Raw genomic sequence first — 23,554 nt, forward strand, 5'->3', positions numbered from 1 at the left:
ACTTGTCTCAATTTAATTTTCAAGTAGCGAACTTTATCTAGTCTTGCCAAATAAAGCAAAAAAAAGACAAGCAAAACTGCTTGTCTTTTTGGTTAAGGCAAAAGCTGATCAGGCTACAGAAGCGACATTTTTTGCCCAAACCAGCGCTGCCATGTGCGCAGCATTTAAATCTGGCGGGGTGATCTTCAGCGTCTCTGCCAGCGAGCCCACCAGCATGCTGTTCAACTCACACGCTTCTGCCAGTGCCAGGAAAGGCCCATAGGTGCCGCCACGGGATATCAGGGCCTCTGTAACCACGTCTGGCAACTGTATTGAAGACAGCACCTCTTCCATGGGGATGCCCAACAACCTGTCCAGCAAAGAGAACATACCTGCCACAAACAGGTTTTCAGCCTCGCTCTTGGACATTTTGCTCTGCCCCAGAATTTCAGCCAGGCGACCACGAACAATGGCAGTTTCCAGCAAGACTGGGGAATAACCGCTGGTACTCGCAGTTGCCAGCAATAGCGTCAGCCAACGATACAAGGGACTGTAACCCAGCATTTGCACGGCATGCTTCAAGGATTGCACTTCAGTACGCAAACCAAAACCAGCCGAGTTTATGTAACGCAAAAGTTTATAGGCCAATGTTGCATCGCGTTTGACAACCGCTTCAAGCTGCTGGATGTCAGCATTTTTTCTAACCATTTCCATCAACTGCAAAATGGTGGTCTGGGATGTATTTAAAGTCTTGGGCGCAGTACTTGGCCTTGGCGTCAGATGCAATTTACCGACAAAGCTGTCAAGACCCAGGGCTGAGCAGGCATCAAAATCCTGCCAGGCATTGACATTGCGGGCGACCATGCGCACCGTCGATTGCTTCAATGTTGCATACACCTTTGCCTGTGAAGCAAAATTAGCCGCATTCAATTTGACTTCAAGATGGGTAATTTGCGCAAAATAAGCGCGCTCCAGCGTAGTCACCTCAGCACCACGCAGGCAGATACCATAACCCAGTTGGCGCAACTCAGTCACTGCTGCCAGCGTATCCGGGTCGGCAAAGTATTTTTTATGAAGTATCAGTACAGTATTTTTAGCAGGCAGTTGCTTTAAGCCTTCTGCATGCAATAACTCTGGAACGGCTTCAAGGAACAGCAGGCTATCGCCAAGCAGGAAGCCCTTGTCATCGTCATGCAATTGTACGGCAACGAATTCAAGCAAGGCGCTCAGGCTTTCTGTGCTTGCTTCTGCATTCTGATCCGGCTGCTGCCAGGAAATTTGAAAACCAATGACTCGCTGTTTAGGATCGAGTAGTGGCTCTCTTACGATGAAGCTTTCTTCTATCATCTTAGTATTATTTATGTTGGATTAATATGATTGAAAAATTCAGACCCCGGGCTGCAGGGAAAATCAACAAAGCCGGCTCTGCCTTACAACACCCGGACATTAACTTGAACATAACTTGAAACGCTGTTCAAGACTGCAATCGCAAGCCACCGCCTTACTATCAACGACAACCTCATCATTCATATAATTGCCTGCAGCGCATTGCAGGTAAACACAGGTCAACTTTATTCTCTTTATCACCTTCCGGGCAAAAGCGAGCAAGCAATATGGCTTTTACAGATTTTTGCCTGTCAAATCAGAGCACTGTCGCAAAGTTTTGCCATGTTGCGGCAGCCTGCTCACTTGCACTGGCTTACTTGCACTGGCTTAATCAGGAGATTTAATGCCTGAGTTAAAGCACTTACGCAACGTCATCTCCTGGCAAACTGATTGCCCTGTTATTTCCCGAGTTTTTCGAAAATCTTTGTCAGTTTTTCATCCAAAGTAGCTGCAGTAAATGGTTTTACTACATAGCCATTTGCACCAGCCTGCGCAGCAGCAATGATGTTTTCTTTTTTGGCCTCTGCCGTGACCATAAGTACCGGCATTTTTGACAAAGCTGGATCAGCACGGATGTGCTGCAACATCGTCAGCCCATCCATGTTAGGCATGTTCCAGTCAGAGATGACGAAATCGAAATCACCATTCTTCAACTTTGCCAGTCCCATTGCTCCATCTTCGGCTTCATCGACATTGGAATATCCCAATTCTTTAAGCAAATTCCGCACTATGCGACGCATAGTAGAAAAATCGTCGACTACTAAAAATTTGAGATTTTGATCAGCCATGAATTACTCCACTATTTCTTTAAGGACAGTTATTAGCATTATCGGACAAATTGAGATAAAACGGTGGTGAAATTGCTGTAACACATTAAATTCTATCAAAACGTCACACCCTCAGGGCTCTGCTGCCATGCGTGGCAAGGTAATGCAGGACCTTGGTGGGCAATTCATTCAAAGGGCCAACCTCATGTGTCGCGCCAATTGCAATTGCTTCACGCGGCATACCAAATACTACACAACTTGCTTCGTCTTGGGCAAAATTGTATGCACCGGCATTTTTCATCTCCAGCATGCCAGCCGCTCCATCCTTGCCCATGCCAGTCAAGATCACGCCAACAGCATTTTTACCGGCATAAGTCGCGGCAGACCTGAACAGGACATCCACTGAGGGCCGGTGCCGGTTAACTGGCTCACCCTGATCCAGTTGAGTCACATAGTTGGCACCACTACGCCCCAACAACAGATGAGAATGACCAGGAGCGATATAAGCATGACCTGGCAAGACGCGCTCGCCACCGGCGGCCTCGGACACTGAAATCTTGCACAAGCCATCAAGACGTTTGGCAAAAGAACGGGTAAACCCTTCCGGCATATGCTGGGTGATTAAAATCCCCGGGCAATCGGAAGGCATTTGCACCAGAAAATTCTTGATTGCCTCAGTACCACCAGTCGATGCCCCAATAATAATCAGTTTTTCACTACTGGTCAGAGGATTGCGAACTTGTGGCAATACACCAACATTTGCCTGACCGGGAGTTGCTATGGGCGCAGCTCTGGGCCTGATCCTGGCTTTGGATGCGATCCGGATTTTGTCCGTGATCAGCTCAGTATATTCAAGCATGCCGCTTTGTATCGACAACTTGGGCTTGGTGACGAAATCAACCGCCCCCAGTTCCAATGCGCGCATGGTAATTTCAGAGCCTCGCTCGGTCAGTGACGACACCATGATGACAGGCATGGGACGCAGGCGCATCAGGCGCTCAAGAAAATCCAGGCCATCCATCTTTGGCATTTCCACATCCAGCGTCAGCACATCAGGATTTGTCTGCTTGATCAGTTCGCGTGCAACCAGGGGATCAGGAGCAACTCCGACCACCTCCATATCGGGCTGACTGCTGATAATCTCGCTCATGACGCTACGGATCAGCGCAGAGTCATCGACAATCAATACTTTTATCTTCATTCGTAAATACTCCGCGCTCAGTCTCAACCACCGACTTCACACATACAAAATAACTAGAACAAATCGACTTCACCACCAACTGAAGTCGTCTTGAGCCTGCTGGCATAATCCTGCTCGCGCCTTCTCAAGGTATCGTTATGTTCCACTTTGAGTTTCTTGACCAGTACCTTGCCGGTTCTGGGAAAAAAATAGACTTTGCGCGGGTAAATATCATTGAGGTCCTCAGCAATGACGCGCATCCTTTCAGCCCGCAAATAATCGAGTACAAATTTGGCGTTACGCTCACCCACGTTGATCGCGGTAAAGCCACGTAATACATTGCCGCCGCCAAACACTTTAGCCTCCATGTTTTCTCGCTTGGCACCTGCCTTTAACAATTCATTGATCAGGACTTCCATTGCATAGGTGCCATAGCGCATGGATGCCGACACTGGATTATCTGCGTCCCCGCCACCATCCGGCAACATGAAATGGTTCATGCCACCAACACCAGAAACACGGTCACGAATGCATGCAGAAACACAGGAACCCAGCACCGTAACAATCAGCATGTCCTTGTTGGTGAAATAGAATTCACCCGGCAGTATTTTTGCGGCATCACAATCAAACGTCCTGTCATAATAGACATTCGTCGCAAAATGCTCTTCACTTAGCTGGCTCATGGATTACCCTTTTGCAAATTGCGCAATGTCGCTCTGCTGCCTGCCGTATGGGATTTACCCAGTTCATAAACTGTTTTCCCTCTCAGCTTGAAATCATCTGAGACATACAGGAAATTTTCCGAATGACCGGCGAACAACAGACCGTCTGACTTCATCAAGGGAACAAACTTCTTCAAGATTTTACCCTGCGTAGGCTTGTCAAAATAAATCATGACATTCCGGCAAAAAATTGCATCGAATTCGCCACTTAAAGGCCAGCCATCTTCCAATAAATTCAACTGTTTAAATGTAATCAGGTCCCGTAATTCCGGCCTGACTCTGACCAGGCCTTCCTGGGCACCCTTGCCTTTCAAGAAGAATTTTCGCGTTCTCTCAGCAGACAATTTTTCTATACGATCAAGGTTGTATACGCCACGGGATGCTGTCTCCAGTACATTGGTATCTATATCCGTGGCAATGATGTGTGCGGGCGGACGCAGAGTTCCGAATGCTTCGCAAAGCGTAATGGCGATAGAATACGGCTCCTCACCGGTAGAGCTGGCAGAACACCAGATATTGACCGGCTCATGCTTCCTGGCAATGTGTTCAGCGAGTATGGGAAAGTGATGCTCTTCCCTGAAGAATGAAGTCAGGTTAGTCGTCAGGGCGTTGGTAAATGCTTCCCATTCAGACTCAATCTGATTACTTTCAAGGCCATCCAGATATTCAGAAAACGAGCTGATACCAGTCGCCCGCAAACGACGTGCAAGCCGGCTATACACCATTTCCTGCTTGCTATCTGCCAAGGAAATGCCAGCTCGTTTGTAAATCAGATCCCTGACACGGTCAAAATCCCTGGAGTTAAACGCAAACTCCTTTGAAGTGTCTGATCTGGCTTTATCGATGGATTTCGTCATTCAATGCTTTCCCAAACTTTCCCCATCCTGTTTCAGAGACGAAAGCTGATTTCAAATAAAAATCCAGATAATCAAGATTACAAAGACATTTTGCCAGACTGAAAGATATTTACTGTTAATTAAGTTAAATTACAAGCGTCTTTGATACGCTACCGTGACACTTTTTACATGACTAGCGTTTTAAGCGGGACGCCTGCAAACGTGCAGGCGTAACCACACTCTACAATCAATAATTTAAAATTCTTCCCAGTCGTCTTCAGCAGGTTTGCCCTGCTCTGCGGCTGGCTTGCTGGCCCGCGCACCCGCACCGGCTGATGCAGACGCAGCAGGAGTCGCCGCCCTTGGCAAAGCCTTCACCTGAGACCTGGTATTCGTGACTGGCTTATTTGCGACATTACTTGCCACCTTACTGACAACTGGTTTGACTTGCTGACTTAATTGGGCGGCATTTCCGTTGAGTTTGAATACACTGACTGCCTGGGCCAATGCCACTGCCTGTTCTTCCATACTCTCTGCCGCCGCTGCTGCCTGCTCAACCAAAGCCGCATTCTGTTGCGTCATTTCATCCATTTGCGTAATCGCCAGATTTACCTGTTCTATGCCTGAACTTTGTTCCTGGCTGGCCGCCGTGATCTCACTCATGATGTCGGCTACATGCTGGACACTGGTGACAATCTCATCCATGGTCTTGCCTGCCTCATCGACGAGCTTGCTACCCTGATCAACTTTATCGACCGAGTCACTGATGAGGGATTTGATTTCCTTGGCTGCACTGGCACTGCGCTGTGCAAGATTGCGCACTTCGGCAGCGACCACTGCAAAACCGCGACCTTGTTCACCGGCACGGGCAGCTTCTACCGCAGCGTTCAAGGCCAGGATATTGGTCTGGAAGGCGATGCCATCAATAACGCCGATGATATCGACGATCTTGCGTGAACTCTCTTTGATCGAGCCCATGGTATTGACCACTTGCCCTACGACTTCACCACCCTTGACCGCAACGCTGGAGGCAGAAACCACAAGCTGATTGGCCTGGCGCGCATTGTCGGCATTTTGCCTGACGGTGCTGGTCAGCTCTTCCATCGAGCTTGCTGTTTCTTCCAGTGAACTGGCCTGAGATTCTGTGCGGCTGGACAGATCGGCATTACCTGAGGCTATTTCTTGCGAGGCTACGGTAATGGTTTCTGTACCTGTCCTGACCTGTCCGACTGTTGAAGCCAGATTGTCATTCATGTTTTTCAGTGCCTGGAACAATGATGTAACTTCATCATGACCCGATACACTTACCTGGCTGCGCAAATCCCCCTCAGCAACGGTCTCTGCCAGGCTAAGGGCTTCTTGCAAGGGTTGGGTAATACTGCGTGTGATAGTCCAGGCAAACAAGGCACCCAAAGCGGCTGCAGATGAAAGTATGACATACAGCCAGATAGTTAGTTTTGCACCAGCGGCTGCGAAATTTTCAAACACTTGCTTGGAGGCTACATCCTGCAGATCAACGAGCTTATTCATTTCCAAAATGGATTTGGAGCTCAGCGGATCAATCACTGACGCAATAATTTTTGCGGCACCTTCAGCATTAAATGCCAGGGCCTGACCGACTGCATCTTTTAATGGCTTTTCTATTTCCTTATCAATTTTTGCGATGTCACCGAGAATTTTCTTTTCTTCCTCGTTCAGACCAAGGGACGCAATCTTTTCTTTAGCATCTTCATACTTTTTCCTTTGCGTCTTGACCTTGGTTTCTTCTTTTTGCATTTCACCGACATCGGACTGTATGCCGATATTGCGCATGGCTATGCCGCCTTCAAACAAGGCGCTTTTCATGTTGTTGGCCAGCACCTGCTTTTGTGCAGCCAGGTTCAAGCCTTCTATCATGGCCTTGCGATTGTTGCCACTCAATGCATTGACGAATAAGATAACGGCGATCAGACCCACCAAAATAAGTCCAAAGCCAACACCCAAACGGGTACCAATTTTAAAATTTCTCAGATTCATAGCGTCTCCTATTTATTTTTTAGTCAGTTCTATGTCTACATTTTTTTATCAGTAGCCACTCAGAGAGAAACTAGATCATCATGCTGCTGCATCAACAAGTCCCATTTCTGGACTCGACATCAATTTGTCTATATCAACAAGTATCAACATACGGTCATCCAGCGTACCCAGACCAATCAGGAAATCCGTACTGAAAGTCGTTCCCATTTCAGGAGCCGGCCTGACTTGTTCGGGCAGTAAAGTCGTCACATCGGAAACGCTATCGACCACCATGCCAACTATGCGCCCTTCTATATTGAGAATGATGACCACCGTGAACTGGTCATAAGTAGGCGTCCCCAGATTGAATTTGATACGCATATCGACCACGGGCACAATAATGCCGCGCAAGTTGATAACGCCCTTCAAAAAATCAGGTGCATTAGCAATTCTCGTCACGGCCTCATAACCACGTATTTCCTGAACTTTGAGAATGTCGATACCATATTCTTCATTACCCAAAGTAAAAGCAAGGAATTCATGCCCGGCAATATCAGATTTAGCTCCATCTTTTGAGCCTTGATCACTACCCTGTGAAATTTGCGTCATTTCTTTTTCCTCGTCTTAAATTTCTGATTCAATTTTCATCGCGCAGTACGCAAAACAGCAGCGACATCCAAAATAAGTGCAACGCCACCATCACCCAGGATAGTTGCGCCGGAGATCCCTGGGACCTTCTTGTAATTCGACTCTATGTTTTTCACTACTACCTGCTGCTGCCCGACCAGGTCATCAACAAACAAGGCCGCTTTTTTACCATCGACTTCAACGATGACGACTATGCCATCAGATGGATCGGTATACTTTGGTTCAATATCAAAGTACTCGTATAAAGGTACCAGCGGCAGATATTCGTCACGCACTTTCACCACCCTGCCCTTGCCACTGATTTCTTTGATATCTGCCTTGGCGGGCTGCAGCGACTCCATGACAAAGCCCAGGGGCAAAATATAAATTTCATTGCCGAATTTAATCGACATGCCGTCAAGTATCGCCAGTGTCAATGGCAAGGAAATCGTGATTGTCGTGCCATAACCCATGGCTGAGCGTATATCAACAACACCGCCCATGGCGGTAATATTACGCTTGACCACATCCATGCCCACACCACGGCCAGAAACGTCAGTTACCGTCTCCGCAGTAGAAAACCCAGGGGCAAAAATCAGCAACCAGACTTCACTGTCACTCATGGAATCTGAAACCGCCAGACCATTTTGCCTGGCCTTGGCAAGAATTTTCTCTCTGTGCAGGCCACCACCGTCATCACTGACTTCGATGACGATATTGCCGCCCTGATGCACGGCTGACAGGGACAATTTACCAGCCTCGCCTTTACCGGCCTGCAGCCTTGCGGCTGGCATTTCTATGCCATGATCAATACTATTTCTGACCAGATGAGTCAGCGGATCGACGATACGCTCTATCAAGCCTTTATCAAGCTCGGTTGAAGCACCATAAGTTACAAATTCGACTTTCTTGCCCAGCTTGCTGGCCAGGTCCCTGACCATGCGCGGGAAACGCGAAAAAACATAATCCATAGGCATCATGCGTATGGACATCACTGCCTCTTGCAGGTCACGGGTATTTCTCGTCAGATGAGCGATACTACTCAACAGACGCTCATTCGCAATCGGATCAAGGTCCTGGGTACGTTGTTCCAGCATCGCTTGAGTAATGACCAGTTCGCCAATCAGATTGATCAACTGATCAACTTTTTCTATGCCTACCCTGATGGTGGAAGACTCTTGAGAAGCAGCGGGTTTTTCCACCTTTTTCTCAGCTTGCGGTGCCTGCTTCTCAGGCAGCGCTATCTCTGGCGTTTTCTCGACAATGGCATCAGCCTTGCCCTCTTCTGGCGGGAACATCGATTCCAGCGGCTCAAAAAAACCATAGCCAAGTTCATCTTCCGTAGGTGCGGCCTTTTTGACAGGCAGATTAGCTATCTGTTCTTCAGTAATTTTCAGCGTATCGGGATTGAGAATAAAAGAGCAGATAGATATGATGTCATCCTTGCTCTCATTGGTGCGCAATGCAAGAACCACATTCTTGCCATTATTATCCAGCCGTGAAATCGCCCCCAAAAGTCCAAGCTCGGACATGATCGCTGCAGCATCTGCCTCTGACACCTCAGGCATTTCGATTTTGTATGCCGTCTTGAATACGACATCCGCATGATCCATTTCTGAATGATGACTGATAAAACTGGCCGTTGGCGCAGCCACAGGTACCGCGTCCTGCGACAGAGATTGCAACAACATCCTGACATCTGCTACCGCATCCTGATCGACAGGTGTACCCAGCCTGTGCCCATCAAGCTGCATCTTTAAAATATCTTTGGCGATCAGAAAAGCATCTACATGCTCCCCTGTCAACGCCATTTCTCCCTTGCGTATTTTATCGAGCAGTGACTCCAGTATATGCGTCACCTCCGTCATATCTGTCAGGCCAAAGGTCGAAGCACCACCCTTGATGGAATGAGCTGCCCTGAATATGGCATTCAAATCCTCAGGATCAGGCGAAGAGATATCGACGCCAAGTAACAATTTTTCCTTCTCGGCAAGAAGCTCTTCCGCCTCGTCGAAAAACACTTGGAAAAACTGACTCATGTCAATCGTCATTATTAAACTCCGTGATTTACATTTGTTTGCCCAGACACCGGGCCAATAATTCAGCCAATCACTTTTTTAACTACTTCAGTCAACTTCTGTGGATCAAAGGGTTTGACCAGCCAGCCATTCGCACCAGCTGCACGCCCCTTCGCCTTCATGTCATCACTTGATTCTGTTGTCAGCATCAGGATAGGTACGCGCGCATAAGACGGCAGGCCACGCAAGGACTTGATCAGGGTCAACCCATCCATTCTTGGCATATTCTGATCTGTCAGCACCAGATCCACCACCTGGTTACGCGCTTTTTCCAGACCATCCTGGCCATCTACCGCCTCGATTACCTGATATCCGGCTGCTTTTAAACTGAAAGCTACCATCTGCCTCAGAGAGCCAGAATCATCCACAGCTAAAATTGTCTTGGCCATATTTACTCCGTTATACGAATTGTAGGCAGCTTCAGCTTGCTGCCACTTGATTTAAAATAACTCTATGTCACCGCTATCCATATGCTTTTGATGCACTGCTTTACGTAACAAATTCTTCAGGTCGGCGCTTTGCTTTTCCAGGCGCAAGGTAGTCTCACGCAACAAGGCTGTCAACTCATCCGTTTCACCGTCATGCTGCATATCATTGCCGACCACACCCAAGGTTCCCAGCACTTCACGCAAACCTTCACACCTTTGCAAGGTGCGCGATATCAACTGGCTGGTCAAATCCTGGAATTGCAAACTGGTCACAGCCGAACTGATATGCGTGGCAATATCTTCCTGAATTGCCTTGAGCCGTAACACACTGTCGTCGGCAACACCTCCAGAACTGATGATCAGGTTGATTTCTTCCTGCTCACTCGATATGGCGGAGTGCAGCGCCATGAAACTGACGCCCAGCTTTTCTATCGCTTCACCCAAGAGTATCGTTGTTTGCGCAAGGTCAGTCTCAACCTCCAGCAAATGTGCATTTCCATGATCAGACACACCTGATAAAAGTTGCTTAACCTGAGAACCCAACAGTTTCTTTTTGGACATCTTAAGCATCCTATCTATGCATATTGACTTAATGATGCTGCAGTCTTACTTGTAGCTTGTCTATATCAAGGCTTGACTGAAATTTCAGCGCTTGAGTCAGACTGATTTGCAACCTCAATAGAGCCGCCGTCCTGTGAAGCAGATTCTTCTGCCTTTTTATTCATGACGATAATACTGATCCTGCGGTTGATCGGATTAAGTGGATCTGCCTTGTCAAACAGAACCGAGGACGACAAGCCAACCACTCTCAACACCTTGGATTCGTCCATGCCACCATAAATCAGTTCCCGCCTGGAGGCATTGGCACGGTCGGCAGACAATTCCCAATTGCTATAACCTCGCTCACCACTGCCATAGGGAGCCGCATCAGTATGACCCGACAGGCTGATGCGATTCGGTACATCATTAAGTGCCTTGCCAATCTCATGCAAAATTTCCCGCGTGTATGGTTGCAGGTCTGCCTTGGCCGAAGCAAACATGGGACGATTTTGCTCATCTACCATCTGTATCCGCAAACCGTCAGTAGTGATATCAAGTAAAAGCTGTTTCTTGTATTGTTTTAGCGTAGGGTTGGATTCTATGGCAGCTTCAATCTTGGACTTCAGGCCCTTCAGCCGCTCTGCCTCAACTTTTGCCAGGGCGGCCTCAGCAGCTTGCAGGTTATAAGTTTTCTTTTGCGTGTCAATCTCACCTTTACGGCTTTGCCCTTCACGCGCACTCAAATCCTTGCCACCACCCTTGATCACACTGGAACTATCACCGCTACCGTCGCCACCCGCCATTGCCACTTTTAAAGGTGTCTGAAAATACTCAGCTATACCATTCAAATTACCTTTGGCAGTCGAGCCCAGCAACCACATCAACAGGAAAAACGCCATCATTGCTGTCACAAAGTCAGCGTAGGCAATTTTCCAGGCACCACCATGATGGCCACCAGCCACCTTCTTGATGCGCTTTACAATAATCGGTCGTAGTTCTTCGCTTGCCATCATCAATCCAGTTTTTATTATTTAGATTTCGATTGCTTAATATGATCTTCCAGTTCGCTGAACGTTGGCCTTTCAGTGGAATACAACACCTTCCTGCCAAATTCTACTGCCAGCGCAGGTGCATAACCATTCAGGCTTGCCAGCAAAGTCACTTTGATACATTGAAAAGTCTTGGATGACTCATCCAGTTGCTGTTCCATCAAACCGGCCAGCGGACCAACAAAACCATAAGCCAGCAAAATACCCAGGAAAGTACCCACCAGTGCATGTGCAATCAGGATACCAAGTTCTGATGGCGGGATACCCACAGATTCCATCGTATGCACCACCCCCATCACCGCCGCCACAATACCGAACGCCGGCAAGCCATCACCCAGCTTGGCAATGAAATGTGCAGGAACTGCACCTTCGTGATGATGCGTTTCCAATTCATTGTCCATCAGATTTTCAATCTGGAAGGCATCCATATTCCCCGAAACCATCAGACGCAGATAATCGCCTATGAATTCCATCATGTGATGATCATGAACAATAGAAGGATATTTGCTGAACAAGGGGCTGTCTTCAGGCTTCTCAATATCACCCTCGATAGACATCAGGCCTTCTTTGCGCACCTTTGTCAACACATCGAAGAGCATCGTCATCAGCTCCATGTAGAGAGCCTTGGTATATTTTGAGCCTTTCAGAACACCCGGAAGTGCCTTCATGGTGGCCTTCAGGGTTTTCGCATTGTTACCGACGAGGGAAGCGCCAACGGCAGCACCACCTATCATCAACAATTCCAGCGGCTGGAACAATACCGCAATATGTCCACCGGACATGACAAAGCCACCAAATACCGAGCCCAATACGACGAGATAGCCGACGATAACTAACACGAGCTGTTACTCCTTAGAGGGAATTTTTATAATATCGACTACACTACCTCAGACCGGAAGCATTCACCAGAAATGGAAGGTTAAATATTGCTTCTGGAATACATTTCACTATATGCATTATATGCGCCAGACATAAAGAACGGGGTCATTCGCATTGCTTTTTATAGTTAAATCCGCCTCAACACCGGGCACTTTGAACTCATAACTCATGAACTGCGTACCTGGCCGCATCTCAGCACGGACTTTTTCCCACAATCCTGGCATGGCCGCCGGAGACAAGTAGGCAAAGACCGCATCAAATTCAGCAAAATCCAGTTGCAAATAATCTTTTAAATAGAAACTCACCCTGGGGCCAGCCCATTTAGCCCTGAACCAGCTGACCAGCCAGGGAAAAGGCGCAACCTCCACCCCAAAAAAAGACTGCTGAGGACGCAATCTGGCAAGACTGACAGACACCCCCCAAAACCACTGCCGATATCAATGAAAGACAAACCATCGCGCGCAGGTAGTTGCTCAAGAATACACGGCAACAAACTGGATTTGGAAGGAAAATATGGAACTTGAGTGCGGTAAGTTGACCAAAACAACAATACCATCAACACGAAAATCGCCAGACTGATACCAGGATGCAGTTGAAAAACCAGCGAAGCGACGACCGCAAAGGGAAAGACGAACTGAATAAACCACCACCACCAGTTCATACGCAGCAGATAGCTGCAGGCAGAAGCAAGGCTGGCGTGAATGAAGAGCAGTAAAAAGGGGGAAAGTTTGCCGCCGAGTTGCCACCGGTCGGCGACATACAATAGATAAGACAGGCCTAAAGCCAATAGCTGGATAAGAACTGCCAGGAAAACGGGCGAAGAAAGCACTCCGCCATCTGGTAGGAATTTGCCTTTACGGGTTTTTGATGACGCTACCTCCAAGGCTCCTCCTGAATTTTATGCCACCATTTCCAGTGTGGCCTCCGCATCTTTTGCTTTTTTTGTTTTACCTGCCCGTGACGGGACGTGGCATAAACCACAAGCATAATCATCATGCAAATCCAGGCTATGCGCAACAAAATGCCCACCGCATTTGCAACATTTTGCAAAACTCAGCATTTTCCCCTCAAAGAAGCGCACCAGAGTCCAGGCACGTGTCAGGGATAAGACAGGCTCTTCGCCAGCAGGAACAGGCACCTGCTCCAGATACAGGCGGTATGCCTTGATGACAGCATCGATACCATCAACACCAGCATGCTCACGCAAATACTTATGGATGTTCATGAACAGGGACGAATGGATATTTGGCTGCCAGGTAATAAACCAGTCAGCAGAAAAAGGCAGCATGCCTTTTGGAGGGGATACCCCCTTCAACTCCTTGTATATCTTCAGCAGACGCTCACGCGACAAGGAAGTCTCAGATTCCAGCAACTGCAACCTGGCACCCAGATTGACCAATTCAATTGCCAATTGAATTTCGTGAGCCTCGTTTACTACGCTTTTGCTTGCCATGATATTTCTCCGTCCGCTTCGATTCAATGCCTGACAAATTAATGGATTTCTTCAACTGGCTGACCAGCCATCAAAATCGCAGCATGGGAATGCGCAAGCGCACGCTCCTTGTTGTAATTTGTCAACATGCACAAAATGGAACTATCTTCGAAGCGGAAGCGCGCCAACATCATGTTGGAGCCAGCCAGCTTCAAGATCTGGGCATTATTCAAACCTTCGATCAGGTCTGCAATTTCTTTACCAATACCCAAACGGAAAATAGCGGTCGCTTTATCAGCGCGAATCATTTGTTGTGCCAACATCAAATAACTCAAATTGGCATCCCGAATCTCGGCCATCATATCGTTCTGCGTCATTTTCCCACCCTCCAGTTTTGTTATCAGCGGCATGTTTGCGTTGCCAGTGAGATACATTGTGCAGGTTGGCCAAAAGTGGCTGTATAAGCGGGATTCCGTATTTAAAGCAAGAATAAAACGAAGACATGCCGTAGGAAAATATCCTACAGGCACATTTAGACATCTACAAAATGAAATTTCGTAGAAAACAGATTTTAATTTTTTCAAACCAACAAAATCGAGCAATTCGAAAAAATTTAATAAAAACAAAGACTTGCGCATAAATTTAGGTTTTATCGCATCGTCTTATAATCATTAACGGCAGCACTTTAGAAAACTTTAGGGAAAATTTAAAAATATTTTCGATTTATTTTCATTAGCTTGTAACGGCAACAAATTGTGAAATCTTTAGGGCTGATCGCAAAAAAAATCAAAAAAAAATCACCTGTTTGCAACAGGTGATTCATTTTGAGTTGATTACTTGGCTATTTAATCTATTGCTTCCTGCATTTATTGTCTTTCACACATATCAATAAGACCATAAACCTGGTTTATTTCCTACAAAGTCGCACGCCAGATGCATTTGTCTTTAATCTGCTTATCCAGCCCTGTCAGGAGTTTTTCGTGCTCACCCATCTCTTCTTCCGTGGCCATCAATACAGCAATCTCGCCAACCGGCATATCAAAAGCCACGACCTCCTGCACTTTTGGCGCATCGTCTTCTTCTACTTCAATCTCAAAGCTGTTCTGTCCGCGTGACATTGCCAGAAAAACATCTGCCAATAATTCAGCATCCAGCAAAGCGCCGTGCAATTTGCGGTGGGAATTCGAAATTTCATAACGGGTACAGAGCGCATCCAGCGAATTACGCTTACCTGGATGCAATTCTTTTGCCTGAACCAATGTATCAATGACACTGGGGCAATATTCTGTCAATACGGGCAAATCCAGACGCGCGAGTTCGGCATTCAAAAATCCGATGTCAAAAGGTGCGTTATGGATAATGATTTCGGCATCTTTGATATAAGCGCAAAACTCTTCGGCAATCTCGGCGAACTTAGGCTTGTCGCTCAAAAATTCGGTGGTCAGGCCGTGAACTGCCAAAGCACCTTCTTCGGAATCTCGCTCAGGATTGATGTAGCGATGGAAATTATTACCTGTCAGCTTGCGGTTTACTAATTCTACGCAACCAATTTCTATAATGCGGTCGCCATTGCGCGCATTCAAACCCGTGGTTTCGGTATCGAGGACCAACTGCCTACGCATGTTCAATACTCCTTTAAATTACAACACTTAATTTAATCAAAAACCCAGCGCAAGGAAATGCAGGCGGCCAAGCCATCCTGGCAAAACCGACTCTGCATACCAACTCCGGCGGCAAATAATAATTCGCGACCAACAGAAACATAAGGCAGGCGCTCCCTTTGCCAGAAAGGTATCTGCAAGGACTGAAAATGGCTCTTCATGTCGCGGGTAGGCCGGTTTTCGGCAAGTTTAAGGCGCTCTCCTCCCCTGCGCAAATGCATGGTCAACGACTGCTGCTTTAGCCAGGAGACATCCAGCCCATGCTCAGCCGCATCAAAATACAAACGGCCAGCAAACGCTGGGAAATGGATATGATCCTGCCCTTCCCAGACAAACTCCCGCAACTGGTCTTGCTCTGACACTCTCGTATTTTGCGCAGACAAATAGACGATGTTTTTATAGCGATGTATGGCGACAGTATCGTGGTGTACCGTAATACGCGCATCTTCACGCCCCTCAAATAGCTGGCTTTGCATTTCCTTCAGACGTGAAGTCGTAGGCATGCGTACGCCAGCCCTTGAAAACCAGTAACGGAACAAATTATCCCTGCGCGCAGGACTCAACGCACGCATGGCAGCAATGCCCAGTCCAGCATCAGTAGAGCAACTGGCGAAATCCTGCTGAGCGACTTCAAGCATCAAATCTTGCGCAGCCTGGAAATGCATAGCCGAACGGGCAATGCGCTCAGAATAACCCGGTGACAGGGTGTCAAGTACCGGCATGACGCTATGGCGTATGGCATTGCGCAGATAGCGCTGGTCAGTATTTGATTCATCTTCTATATAACGCAGGCCTCGCTGACTTGCATAGGCCTCCAGCGTTGCCCGCTTTTCAGACAACAATGGCCGCCCCAGCATGACCTGGTCATGACCAAACAGATTAGGCGCACGATGACATGCATCCATGCCTGACATGCCGGCCACTCCGCTGCCACGCAGCAATTGCAATAACAGGGTTTCTGCCTGATCGTCCTGATGATGGGCTGCCAGAATCAAGGGGATGCCTGTATCTTTCGCCATTCGCCCCAAAGCTTCATAGCGCCCCTTGCGAGCAGAAGCCTCGACACCATCACCGCTGTCGCGGGCAACCTGAATACGTTGAGCATGAAAGCCGACTTCACCTGAAACGCATATAGCCCGGCAATGATCTAGCCAGGCATCTGCGTTCGGGCTCAAACCATGATGGATGTGAAAAGCATGCAGTGAGATTTTGGCACGATGGCAATAATTGATGGCCAGGTCAAGCAAGACCGTAGAATCCAGGCCGCCGCTATAGCCTACAGCGAGGCCATTTTGCAGATTTCCTTCACAGCAATCAGCAATAATGGCATCGAGTTTTTTTGAGAATGTTTGCTCAAGACTGGAGCAATGTTGATCTGGCCTCATTCAGCAAGTTTCGTTTCCTTAAACTTGCCATAGCTCATTAATTTTTCATGACGTGCTGCCAGCAAGTCCTTGGTTTTGACGCCCTGGAACTGACGCAGGGTATCAGCCAAAGCACGTTTTACCAGTGCACACATTTGTTTTGGATCCCTGTGGGCTCCACCCAGAGGTTCATTGATGATCTTGTCTATCAGGCCCATGGCTTTGAGCCTGTGGGCAGTCAAGCCCAACGCTTCGGCAGCATCAGAGGCACGGTCAGATGTCTTCCACAGGATGGAGGCACAACCTTCAGGGGAAATGACGGAGTAAGTCGCATATTGCAACATCAAAACGGCATCGCCAACCGCCAGCGCCAGCGCACCACCAGAACCACCCTCACCAATAATCGTCGTAATCAGTGGCACTTTAAGCTCTGCCATAACATACAGGTTGTGGCCGATAGCCTCTGACTGGCCGCGCTCTTCCGCATCTATACCTGGCCAGGCACCTGTAGTATCTACAAAGGTGAATACTGGGATATCAAATTTCTCAGCCAGCTTCATCAGGCGCATGGCCTTGCGATAGCCTTCGGGCTTGGGCATACCAAAATTGCGCAGGGCGCGCTCTTTGGTGTCACGACCTTTTTGATGGCCCATAACCATACATGCCTGACCATTAAACCTGGCCAGACCACCAACGATGGACTGGTCATCAGAAAAGCTGCGGTCGCCATGCAACTCATGGAAGTCAGTAAACATCTGGTTGATGTAGTCCATGGTATATGGACGCTGGGGATGGCGGGAAATCTGCGACACTTGCCATGGGGTCAACTTGGCGTAAATATCCTTCGTCAACATCTGGCTTTTCTTCGACAGTCTGTCTATTTCTTCAGAAATATCGACTGCGGAATCATCCTGAACAAAACGCAGCTCTTCTATTTTTGTTTCCAGTTCTGCAATTGATTGTTCAAAATTTAAAAATGTCGTTTTAGTCATCGTGCCTCCTTAACATCACACGAGTTGATAAAAAAATCCAATTTCATTTTGGCGCGGGCGCAATGTTTAATTGAATAAAGTGTCGCTTTGCCAAGCGTACAAAAGAACCATTTAGATGATCTTTTGCAAAATTCACAAGCCTGCATATTGGACATATTGTCCTGACGGAGCAGATTAGATATCAAAACTGGTCTCGCTGTCCAGTGTTCAGCACTTTTTGTCCGGGTAAAGGCTGCCAAAACCCCTCTTAAAAAACGCCTGAATCAGTTAAATTCATTGGCAACATTCGCCCTGCAACAAGCAGAAAACCATAAAATCTGATGCAACCGGAAAATAAAGAGAGACCAAAGTGCTGCTTCCTTGTCAAAGTAATTGTCAAACGCCCATAGCCAGCAACTTATTTGATAAGATGGCGCTTTGCTTAAAAGTCAGTATACCATTGCAGCTTACATGTTCTGCCAAACTCCTATAAATCCAAGACCGAACACCATGCGCCAGATTTTAAAGAATGTTCTTACCCTATCCAGCCTGTCATTGCTGTTGATGTCCGCGCATGTCAGGGCAGATGATGCTGCCGACGTTGGCAAATTACTCAGATCTGGTCAGGTAAGCGAGGCCTTGCAAAAAGTCGAGGCTGCCCTGGCGCAGCGCCCCAAGGACGCGCAGATGCGTTTTCTGAAGGGATTGATACTGACAGAACAGAATAAATCCGCTGAAGCCATCACTGTTTTCTCAAAATTGACTGACGATTACCCGGAATTGCCCGAGCCTTACAACAACCTGGCCGTCCTGTATGCCTCGTCAGGTCAATATGACAAGGCCCGCGCGGCCCTTGAAATGGCCATCAGGACCAACCCGACTTATGGCACTGCCCACGAAAACCTCGGTGATGTGTACGCAAAACTGGCGAGCCAGGCCTATGACAAGGCCCTGCAACTTGATGCCGGCAATAATACTGCCAAGTTAAAACTGACCCTGGTCAAAAATCTGGTGGGCAATACTACCGGTGGCACCAATCCTAAAACTGCCATGGCATCCCAGGCGGCTGCCAGCACAGCCACCCCGGCAAAGACCAGCGCTGCCACAGTCGCGACTGCAAAACCCGAGACAGAAACAGCCAAGCCAGAACCAAAATCCAAACCGGCACCTGCGGCCACTGCTTCTGGCGACAAATCAGAAGACGATGTGCTCAAAGCCGTAGAGAACTGGGCCAAGGCCTGGAGCAGCAAAGACACCAATGCCTATCTGGGGCATTATGCAAAAGACTTCCAGACACCCAAGGGCGAATCCTATAAAGCCTGGGCGGAAGAACGCCGCAACAGGATAGAAGGCAAAGGCCGTATCAACGTCAAAATTGAGTCCGCCAAAATTGATGTCGATGGCAATACTGCGACAGTCAAGTTCCGCCAGATATATACATCTGACCAGTTGACTGCCAACAGCCGCAAAACCTTGCACATGGTGAAGCAAGATGGCAAGTGGCAGATCAAACAGGAGCGTGCGGGTAGCTAATGTTTTTCGCTGTCAATTCTGATGCTCCGGCCACATGCGCAGCCGGAAAATCACGCATTTTTGCTGTTCTTGCACTGACATGCCTGGCGTACCTGGTTACGCCGCTGCAAGTCATGGCCAAGTCACGCCCCAATAAAGTTGCTCCGGCCGAGATTAATCCGAATGCCCCTGATCCAGATGCCCTGTTAATCGAGGTTTACAAAAACTTGGCGGCAAATAATCTGCAACAGGCGCAAACCAAGATTGATGCGCTGGTAGAAGCCTACCCGCACTTCCAGTTGGCACACCTGATACAGGGCGACCTGCTGCTGATGCACACCCGCCCGGTACGCAGTTTTGGTGTCGGTGCCCTGACCCAGCCTGATAAACTGAAAGACTTGAGAGATGAGGCTGCGGCGCGCATACGCTCTTACCGTGAACGCCCCGCTCCCGACCTGATCCCCAGAGCCATCCTGCAACTGCGGGAAGACCAGAAACAGGCCATCGTCGTCGACGCAAAAAAATCGCGCTTATATGTGTATGAGAATGCGGCAGGGCAGCCCCGTCTGATCAATGACTTCTACATCAGCCAGGGCAAGTTTGGCATCAACAAGCTCAAAGAAGGTGATCAAAAAACACCTATAGGCGTGTATTACATTACCAGCCGCCTGGCTGGCACCAAACTGCCAAGCTTTTATGGCCCCGGCGCCCTGCCCTTGAATTATCCAAATGAATGGGACAAGTTCAATGGCCGCAATGGCTCCGGCATCTGGTTGCATGGCATGCCACCAGAGAGCTTCAGCCGCCCTCCGCTGGCATCTGATGGCTGCGTGGTGTTGACGAATCCGGATTTTTTAAAAATCTCGTCCATGGTCGATATAGGTAAAACACCCGTCATCATCAGTGAGCAAGTAGAATTTGTCAGCCGCAATAAATGGATATTGGACAGAAACTTTGCCGAAAAACTGCTGGATGACTGGCGCCTGGACATGCAAAGCCAGAATGCCAACCGCATTCTGACAAACTATTCACGCAATTTCAAAACCACTCAGGGCGATAATCTGAATACCTGGTTTCCCAAACAGCAGCAAAGTTGGGATAACTGGCATAATCCTGCTATTAAATTAAAAGACGTCACCCATTTCCGCTATCCCGGCAAAGATGAGCTGATAGTCAGCACCTTTACCCAGGAAACCAGCAATGGGAAAAGCAAAGCGGCTGTTCGTAAGCGTCAGTACTGGATGAAAGAAGCTGCCAGATGGCGCATAATTTACGAAACAACGGTGTGAGCCTTGTCGATTTGACCTATTTGCTACTATTTAATTCATCAACCTATAACGTATGCTGAATATGAAAATTTCAAAATCCGGATTGAGCAGTGTATTGCTGGGCACCTGCCTGATGATGGCGAGCGCTTTTAGTTTTGCCGAAGGGCAACCTAAAGTTTCCCTGAAAACCAATATGGGCGAAATCGTCATTGAGCTCTACCCGGAAGCAGCCCCAAAAACAGTGGATAATTTTCTCAAGTATGTCAAAAGCGGACACTACAAAGGAACGATTTTTCATCGCGTCATTGATAACTTCATGATACAGGGCGGCGGTTATGACAAGGACATGAAAGAGAAGCCGACAAATAAACCGGTACCGCTGGAAGCACGCGAAGCACTGGAACATGGCTTGAAAAATGACCTGGGTGTAGTTGCCATGGCCCGTACGCAAGACCCTAACTCTGCCAGCGCGCAGTTTTTTATCAATGTTAAAGATAATGACTTCCTGAATCACCAGGTCTTGCCTGAAGGTGATCCGGTCGAATTCCAGTACCGTGGTAACACTGTCACGGAACGACGCGCCCGAGCACTGGCGATGACTGCTGGCTATACGCCCTTTGGCAAAGTCATCAAGGGCATGGAAGTCGTAGAAAAAATTAAAGTGGTAGAAACTGGTGAAGCTAAAATGATGCAAAATGTACCAAACAAACCAGTTATCATCCAATCCGCTACCTTGTTAAAATAAACAAATCACTAAACTTTTTAAAATGAAGGACTATCATGGCCGTTATTCTGACCACCAACTTCGGTGACATCAAGATTGAACTGAACGAAGAAAAAGCTCCAAAAACTGTTGCCAATTTCCTGGCCTATGTTGAATCTGGTCACTACAACGGCACGATTTTCCATCGCGTGATTGACGGTTTCATGATACAAGGCGGCGGTTTTGAGCCAGGCATGAACCAAAAATCCACCAATGCGCCTATCGAAAATGAAGCCAAGAATGGCTTGAAAAACGAGCGTTATGCATTGGCCATGGCACGTACTGGCGACCCGCACTCTGCTTCTGCACAGTTCTTCATCAACACGGCAAACAACAGCTTCCTTGACTATCCAGGTCAGGACGGCTGGGGTTACTGCGTATTTGGCAAAGTCGTCGAAGGCACAGATGTTGTTGATAAAATCAAAGGCGTTAAAACTACACGCACTGGCATGTTCCAGGACGTACCGGTAGAAAACGTCGTGATCGAAAAAACACAGATCGTTTAATCGCCTACGTTCTCATTACCCTATTTCATGATCGCAGACCACAACGCGAATCAGACAAAAGCGCAACCTGAACTGGTTGCGCTTTTTGTTTCTGACACACACTTAAATCCTGCCCTGCCCCTCACCACAGTGGCGTTCCTGAGCTTTCTTGAAAAACACGCAGTGCAAGCCAAGGCCCTGTATTTGCTGGGAGACTTGTTTGAATACTGGGTAGGCGACGACAATATCGACGATCCCTATAATGCATCCATAGTCCATGCCCTGCGCAAAGTGCATGATCAGGGCGTGCAACTGTACTGGATAGCAGGTAACCGTGACTTTTTGATAGGCCGCGATTTTTCTGCAGCGACTGGTGCAGTGTTATTGGAAGACCCCACTGTTATTGATTTGGCCGGGGAAAAAGTAGTGATTGCGCATGGCGACGCACAGTGCACAGATGACCACGCTTACATGAAATTTCGTGAGCAAGTCAGGCAAGTGGAGTGGCAAAAGACTTTCCTGGCGATGCCGCTTGATCAGCGCAAGAAAATCATTGAAGGCTTGCGCACCGAAAGCAAGATGGAACAAAAACAAAAATCTGTCGCCATCATGGATGTGAATGCAGATGCCATCGCAGCGCTGTTCCAGCACACTGGCACCAGCACCATGATACATGGCCACACCCACAGGCCAGCCATACATAATAGCGGTGAAAAAAACCGATATGTATTGCCGGACTGGGATTGTGAGGACCAGGACAAGCGAGGCGGCTGGCTCGCAGCTTACAGCGATGGCAGCATCAAGACTTATAACTGGGATGGAACCCCGAAATAAATCTTTACATAAATGCTTAGATAAATCCTAAGCCATCAGGCGTTTAAAGTGTCCGAGCGCAAATGACCCGCACTGATGGTCAGCACCCTGCCGCATCTCGCTGCAATCGACAGATCATGCGTGACCAGCACCAGGGTAGAGCCACGCTCTCGGTTCAATGTAAACATCAGGTTGATAATCGCTTCGCCAGTGGCAGCATCCAAGCTGCCGGTAGGCTCATCAGCGAACAGTAAAGGTGGCTCGGTCACAAAAGCGCGCGCCAGAGCCACCCTTTGCTGTTCACCACCGGATAAAAACTTGGGATAATGCCTGAGACGGGAACCGAGTCCGACATGCTCCAGCATTTTTTCTGCCTTGGCACGTGCCTGCTTGTCGCCCCTCAATTCCAGCGGCAGCATGACATTTTCCAGCGCATTCAGGTGCATCAGTAACTGAAAGGACTGGAATACAAAACCCAGATTTTCCTTGCGAAATTGTGCCCTGCCATCCTCGGTCAAATCAAAAATATCCACGCCATCTAGCAAGACCTTACCTTCTGTTGGCGTATCCAGACCAGCCAGGATGCCCAGCAGGGTAGATTTACCGGAACCAGAAGCGCCAACAATTGCAAGCGTCTGCCCGGCTTGCGCGGTAAAATCTATACCATTCAGGATACTGAGCTCGCCCGTGGCGTCTGCTACACGCTTGCTCAGGTGCTTTACTTCTATTGCCGCTTTGTTTGATTCCATAAGGTCTTTGCGTATGCTATTTTCTCAATTATCAGGTCACGTCAGCAGGCTATCAAAACAAGCCCTGATG

The 23,554-nt window shown here is 48.1% G+C and carries 25 protein-coding genes; 5 read left to right on the forward strand and 20 right to left on the reverse strand.

The features are described from left to right. Positions 1 to 108: 108 nt before the first annotated feature. The 19 genes from UNDYM_RS14090 to UNDYM_RS14180 form a co-directional block, all read right to left on the reverse strand. Positions 109 to 1,326: an EAL and HDOD domain-containing protein gene (locus UNDYM_RS14090; RefSeq protein WP_162041602.1), complete on the reverse strand. Its 1,218-nt coding sequence runs from the start codon at positions 1,324 to 1,326 to the stop codon at positions 109 to 111. Positions 1,327 to 1,763: 437 nt separating this feature from the next. Next, positions 1,764 to 2,153 carry a chemotaxis response regulator CheY gene (cheY, locus tag UNDYM_RS14095; RefSeq protein ID WP_110253727.1) on the reverse strand — a complete coding sequence of 130 codons (390 nt, stop codon included), beginning with the start codon at positions 2,151 to 2,153 and terminating at the stop codon, positions 1,764 to 1,766. Between the two features lie 103 nt (positions 2,154 to 2,256). Next, complete coding sequence (locus UNDYM_RS14100) at positions 2,257 to 3,333, reverse strand: chemotaxis response regulator protein-glutamate methylesterase (protein WP_162041603.1); 1,077 nt, start codon at positions 3,331 to 3,333, stop codon at positions 2,257 to 2,259. A 53-nt stretch (positions 3,334 to 3,386) separates the two neighbouring features. After that, positions 3,387 to 3,995 (reverse strand): chemoreceptor glutamine deamidase CheD, encoded by a 609-nt coding sequence (gene cheD, locus UNDYM_RS14105; RefSeq protein ID WP_110253729.1) that lies wholly within the window; start codon positions 3,993 to 3,995, stop codon positions 3,387 to 3,389. Further along, positions 3,992 to 4,891: a CheR family methyltransferase gene (locus UNDYM_RS14110; RefSeq protein WP_162041604.1), complete on the reverse strand. Its 900-nt coding sequence runs from the start codon at positions 4,889 to 4,891 to the stop codon at positions 3,992 to 3,994. Before UNDYM_RS14110 ends, cheD begins: the two co-directional genes overlap by 4 nt. A gap of 234 nt (positions 4,892 to 5,125) precedes the next feature. Beyond that, positions 5,126 to 6,886, reverse strand: coding sequence for a methyl-accepting chemotaxis protein (locus UNDYM_RS14115; RefSeq protein WP_162041605.1), 1,761 nt, complete (start codon positions 6,884 to 6,886; stop codon positions 5,126 to 5,128). Between the two features lie 78 nt (positions 6,887 to 6,964). Next, on the reverse strand, positions 6,965 to 7,474 hold the full coding sequence (locus tag UNDYM_RS14120; RefSeq protein ID WP_162041606.1) for a chemotaxis protein CheW: 510 nt from the start codon (positions 7,472 to 7,474) through the stop codon (positions 6,965 to 6,967). 35 nt (positions 7,475 to 7,509) lie between these two features. Beyond that, on the reverse strand, positions 7,510 to 9,543 hold the full coding sequence (gene cheA / locus UNDYM_RS14125) for a chemotaxis protein CheA (RefSeq protein ID WP_162041607.1): 2,034 nt from the start codon (positions 9,541 to 9,543) through the stop codon (positions 7,510 to 7,512). Between the two features lie 50 nt (positions 9,544 to 9,593). Continuing rightward, positions 9,594 to 9,959, reverse strand: a complete 366-nt coding sequence (locus tag UNDYM_RS14130) for a response regulator (RefSeq protein WP_110253733.1) — start codon at positions 9,957 to 9,959, stop codon at positions 9,594 to 9,596. 51 nt (positions 9,960 to 10,010) lie between these two features. Continuing rightward, the gene (locus UNDYM_RS14135) at positions 10,011 to 10,559 is read right to left on the reverse strand and encodes a chemotaxis protein (RefSeq protein ID WP_162041608.1); all 549 of its coding nucleotides are present in this window, start codon (positions 10,557 to 10,559) and stop codon (positions 10,011 to 10,013) included. 65 nt (positions 10,560 to 10,624) lie between these two features. Then, entirely contained in the window at positions 10,625 to 11,548 is a 924-nt protein-coding gene (gene motB / locus UNDYM_RS14140) for a flagellar motor protein MotB (RefSeq protein ID WP_162041609.1), read from the reverse strand. Positions 11,549 to 11,565: 17 nt separating this feature from the next. Beyond that, a complete protein-coding gene (gene motA / locus UNDYM_RS14145; RefSeq protein ID WP_162041610.1) occupies positions 11,566 to 12,426 on the reverse strand; it encodes a flagellar motor stator protein MotA in 861 nt (286 codons plus the stop codon). A 117-nt stretch (positions 12,427 to 12,543) separates the two neighbouring features. Next, complete coding sequence (locus UNDYM_RS14150; RefSeq protein WP_162041611.1) at positions 12,544 to 12,771, reverse strand: hypothetical protein; 228 nt, start codon at positions 12,769 to 12,771, stop codon at positions 12,544 to 12,546. After that, the gene (locus UNDYM_RS14155) at positions 12,768 to 13,349 is read right to left on the reverse strand and encodes a hypothetical protein (RefSeq protein ID WP_162041612.1); all 582 of its coding nucleotides are present in this window, start codon (positions 13,347 to 13,349) and stop codon (positions 12,768 to 12,770) included. The genes UNDYM_RS14150 and UNDYM_RS14155 overlap by 4 nt, the downstream gene beginning before the upstream one ends. A gap of 15 nt (positions 13,350 to 13,364) precedes the next feature. Continuing rightward, positions 13,365 to 13,919 carry a flagellar transcriptional regulator FlhC gene (gene flhC, locus UNDYM_RS14160; RefSeq protein ID WP_162041613.1) on the reverse strand — a complete coding sequence of 185 codons (555 nt, stop codon included), beginning with the start codon at positions 13,917 to 13,919 and terminating at the stop codon, positions 13,365 to 13,367. 38 nt (positions 13,920 to 13,957) lie between these two features. After that, entirely contained in the window at positions 13,958 to 14,275 is a 318-nt protein-coding gene (gene flhD, locus UNDYM_RS14165; protein WP_110254236.1) for a flagellar transcriptional regulator FlhD, read from the reverse strand. 537 nt (positions 14,276 to 14,812) lie between these two features. Next, complete coding sequence (gene dnaQ / locus UNDYM_RS14170) at positions 14,813 to 15,520, reverse strand: DNA polymerase III subunit epsilon (RefSeq protein WP_162041614.1); 708 nt, start codon at positions 15,518 to 15,520, stop codon at positions 14,813 to 14,815. Between the two features lie 32 nt (positions 15,521 to 15,552). Then, entirely contained in the window at positions 15,553 to 16,944 is a 1,392-nt protein-coding gene (tilS, locus tag UNDYM_RS14175; protein ID WP_162041615.1) for a tRNA lysidine(34) synthetase TilS, read from the reverse strand. Then, on the reverse strand, positions 16,941 to 17,915 hold the full coding sequence (locus UNDYM_RS14180; protein ID WP_162041616.1) for an acetyl-CoA carboxylase carboxyltransferase subunit alpha: 975 nt from the start codon (positions 17,913 to 17,915) through the stop codon (positions 16,941 to 16,943). The genes tilS and UNDYM_RS14180 overlap by 4 nt, the downstream gene beginning before the upstream one ends. A gap of 489 nt (positions 17,916 to 18,404) precedes the next feature. Between UNDYM_RS14180 and UNDYM_RS14185 the strand changes: the two genes are divergently transcribed. The 5 genes from UNDYM_RS14185 (at position 18,405) to UNDYM_RS14205 (ending at position 22,756) form a co-directional block, all read left to right on the forward strand. Continuing rightward, the gene (locus UNDYM_RS14185; protein WP_162041617.1) at positions 18,405 to 19,427 is read left to right on the forward strand and encodes a tetratricopeptide repeat protein; all 1,023 of its coding nucleotides are present in this window, start codon (positions 18,405 to 18,407) and stop codon (positions 19,425 to 19,427) included. A gap of 113 nt (positions 19,428 to 19,540) precedes the next feature. After that, positions 19,541 to 20,695 carry a murein L,D-transpeptidase family protein gene (locus UNDYM_RS14190; protein WP_162041618.1) on the forward strand — a complete coding sequence of 385 codons (1,155 nt, stop codon included), beginning with the start codon at positions 19,541 to 19,543 and terminating at the stop codon, positions 20,693 to 20,695. A 52-nt stretch (positions 20,696 to 20,747) separates the two neighbouring features. Then, on the forward strand, positions 20,748 to 21,419 hold the full coding sequence (locus UNDYM_RS14195; protein ID WP_162041619.1) for a peptidylprolyl isomerase: 672 nt from the start codon (positions 20,748 to 20,750) through the stop codon (positions 21,417 to 21,419). A 35-nt stretch (positions 21,420 to 21,454) separates the two neighbouring features. Beyond that, positions 21,455 to 21,943, forward strand: a complete 489-nt coding sequence (locus tag UNDYM_RS14200) for a peptidylprolyl isomerase (RefSeq protein ID WP_162041620.1) — start codon at positions 21,455 to 21,457, stop codon at positions 21,941 to 21,943. Between the two features lie 27 nt (positions 21,944 to 21,970). After that, positions 21,971 to 22,756, forward strand: a complete 786-nt coding sequence (locus tag UNDYM_RS14205; protein ID WP_162041621.1) for a UDP-2,3-diacylglucosamine diphosphatase — start codon at positions 21,971 to 21,973, stop codon at positions 22,754 to 22,756. Positions 22,757 to 22,791: 35 nt separating this feature from the next. Here the strand turns inward: UNDYM_RS14205 and UNDYM_RS14210 are convergent, their stop codons facing one another. Next, a complete protein-coding gene (locus UNDYM_RS14210; RefSeq protein ID WP_162041622.1) occupies positions 22,792 to 23,484 on the reverse strand; it encodes an ABC transporter ATP-binding protein in 693 nt (230 codons plus the stop codon). Positions 23,485 to 23,554: the final 70 nt, after the last annotated feature.

It is taken from the genome of Undibacterium sp. YM2, assembly GCF_009937975.1.
Classification (GTDB): domain Bacteria; phylum Pseudomonadota; class Gammaproteobacteria; order Burkholderiales; family Burkholderiaceae_D; genus Undibacterium.

Excerpts from the sequence above, each read along its gene's own strand:
- UNDYM_RS14135 (WP_162041608.1), bottom strand. The coding sequence starts at position 10,559 with ATGTCCAAAAAGAAACTGTTGGGTTCTCAGGTTAAGCAACTTTTATCA.
- UNDYM_RS14190 (WP_162041618.1), top strand. The coding sequence starts at position 19,541 with ATGGCCAAGTCACGCCCCAATAAAGTTGCTCCGGCCGAGATTAATCCG.
- cheD (WP_110253729.1), bottom strand. The coding sequence starts at position 3,995 with ATGAGCCAGCTAAGTGAAGAGCATTTTGCGACGAATGTCTATTATGAC.
- UNDYM_RS14115 (WP_162041605.1), bottom strand. The coding sequence starts at position 6,886 with ATGAATCTGAGAAATTTTAAAATTGGTACCCGTTTGGGTGTTGGCTTT.
- UNDYM_RS14200 (WP_162041620.1), top strand. The coding sequence starts at position 21,455 with ATGGCCGTTATTCTGACCACCAACTTCGGTGACATCAAGATTGAACTG.
- UNDYM_RS14120 (WP_162041606.1), bottom strand. The coding sequence starts at position 7,474 with ATGACGCAAATTTCACAGGGTAGTGATCAAGGCTCAAAAGATGGAGCT.
- UNDYM_RS14180 (WP_162041616.1), bottom strand. The coding sequence starts at position 17,915 with ATGACTAAAACGACATTTTTAAATTTTGAACAATCAATTGCAGAACTG.
- UNDYM_RS14100 (WP_162041603.1), bottom strand. The coding sequence starts at position 3,333 with ATGAAGATAAAAGTATTGATTGTCGATGACTCTGCGCTGATCCGTAGC.
- UNDYM_RS14090 (WP_162041602.1), bottom strand. The coding sequence starts at position 1,326 with ATGATAGAAGAAAGCTTCATCGTAAGAGAGCCACTACTCGATCCTAAA.
- cheY (WP_110253727.1), bottom strand. The coding sequence starts at position 2,153 with ATGGCTGATCAAAATCTCAAATTTTTAGTAGTCGACGATTTTTCTACT.
- tilS (WP_162041615.1), bottom strand. The coding sequence starts at position 16,944 with ATGAGGCCAGATCAACATTGCTCCAGTCTTGAGCAAACATTCTCAAAA.
- UNDYM_RS14185 (WP_162041617.1), top strand. The coding sequence starts at position 18,405 with ATGCGCCAGATTTTAAAGAATGTTCTTACCCTATCCAGCCTGTCATTG.
- flhD (WP_110254236.1), bottom strand. The coding sequence starts at position 14,275 with ATGACGCAGAACGATATGATGGCCGAGATTCGGGATGCCAATTTGAGT.
- UNDYM_RS14110 (WP_162041604.1), bottom strand. The coding sequence starts at position 4,891 with ATGACGAAATCCATCGATAAAGCCAGATCAGACACTTCAAAGGAGTTT.
- UNDYM_RS14210 (WP_162041622.1), bottom strand. The coding sequence starts at position 23,484 with ATGGAATCAAACAAAGCGGCAATAGAAGTAAAGCACCTGAGCAAGCGT.
- cheA (WP_162041607.1), bottom strand. The coding sequence starts at position 9,543 with ATGACGATTGACATGAGTCAGTTTTTCCAAGTGTTTTTCGACGAGGCG.
- motB (WP_162041609.1), bottom strand. The coding sequence starts at position 11,548 with ATGGCAAGCGAAGAACTACGACCGATTATTGTAAAGCGCATCAAGAAG.
- UNDYM_RS14205 (WP_162041621.1), top strand. The coding sequence starts at position 21,971 with ATGATCGCAGACCACAACGCGAATCAGACAAAAGCGCAACCTGAACTG.
- UNDYM_RS14130 (WP_110253733.1), bottom strand. The coding sequence starts at position 9,959 with ATGGCCAAGACAATTTTAGCTGTGGATGATTCTGGCTCTCTGAGGCAG.
- dnaQ (WP_162041614.1), bottom strand. The coding sequence starts at position 15,520 with ATGCGTAGGCAGTTGGTCCTCGATACCGAAACCACGGGTTTGAATGCG.
- flhC (WP_162041613.1), bottom strand. The coding sequence starts at position 13,919 with ATGGCAAGCAAAAGCGTAGTAAACGAGGCTCACGAAATTCAATTGGCA.
- UNDYM_RS14195 (WP_162041619.1), top strand. The coding sequence starts at position 20,748 with ATGCTGAATATGAAAATTTCAAAATCCGGATTGAGCAGTGTATTGCTG.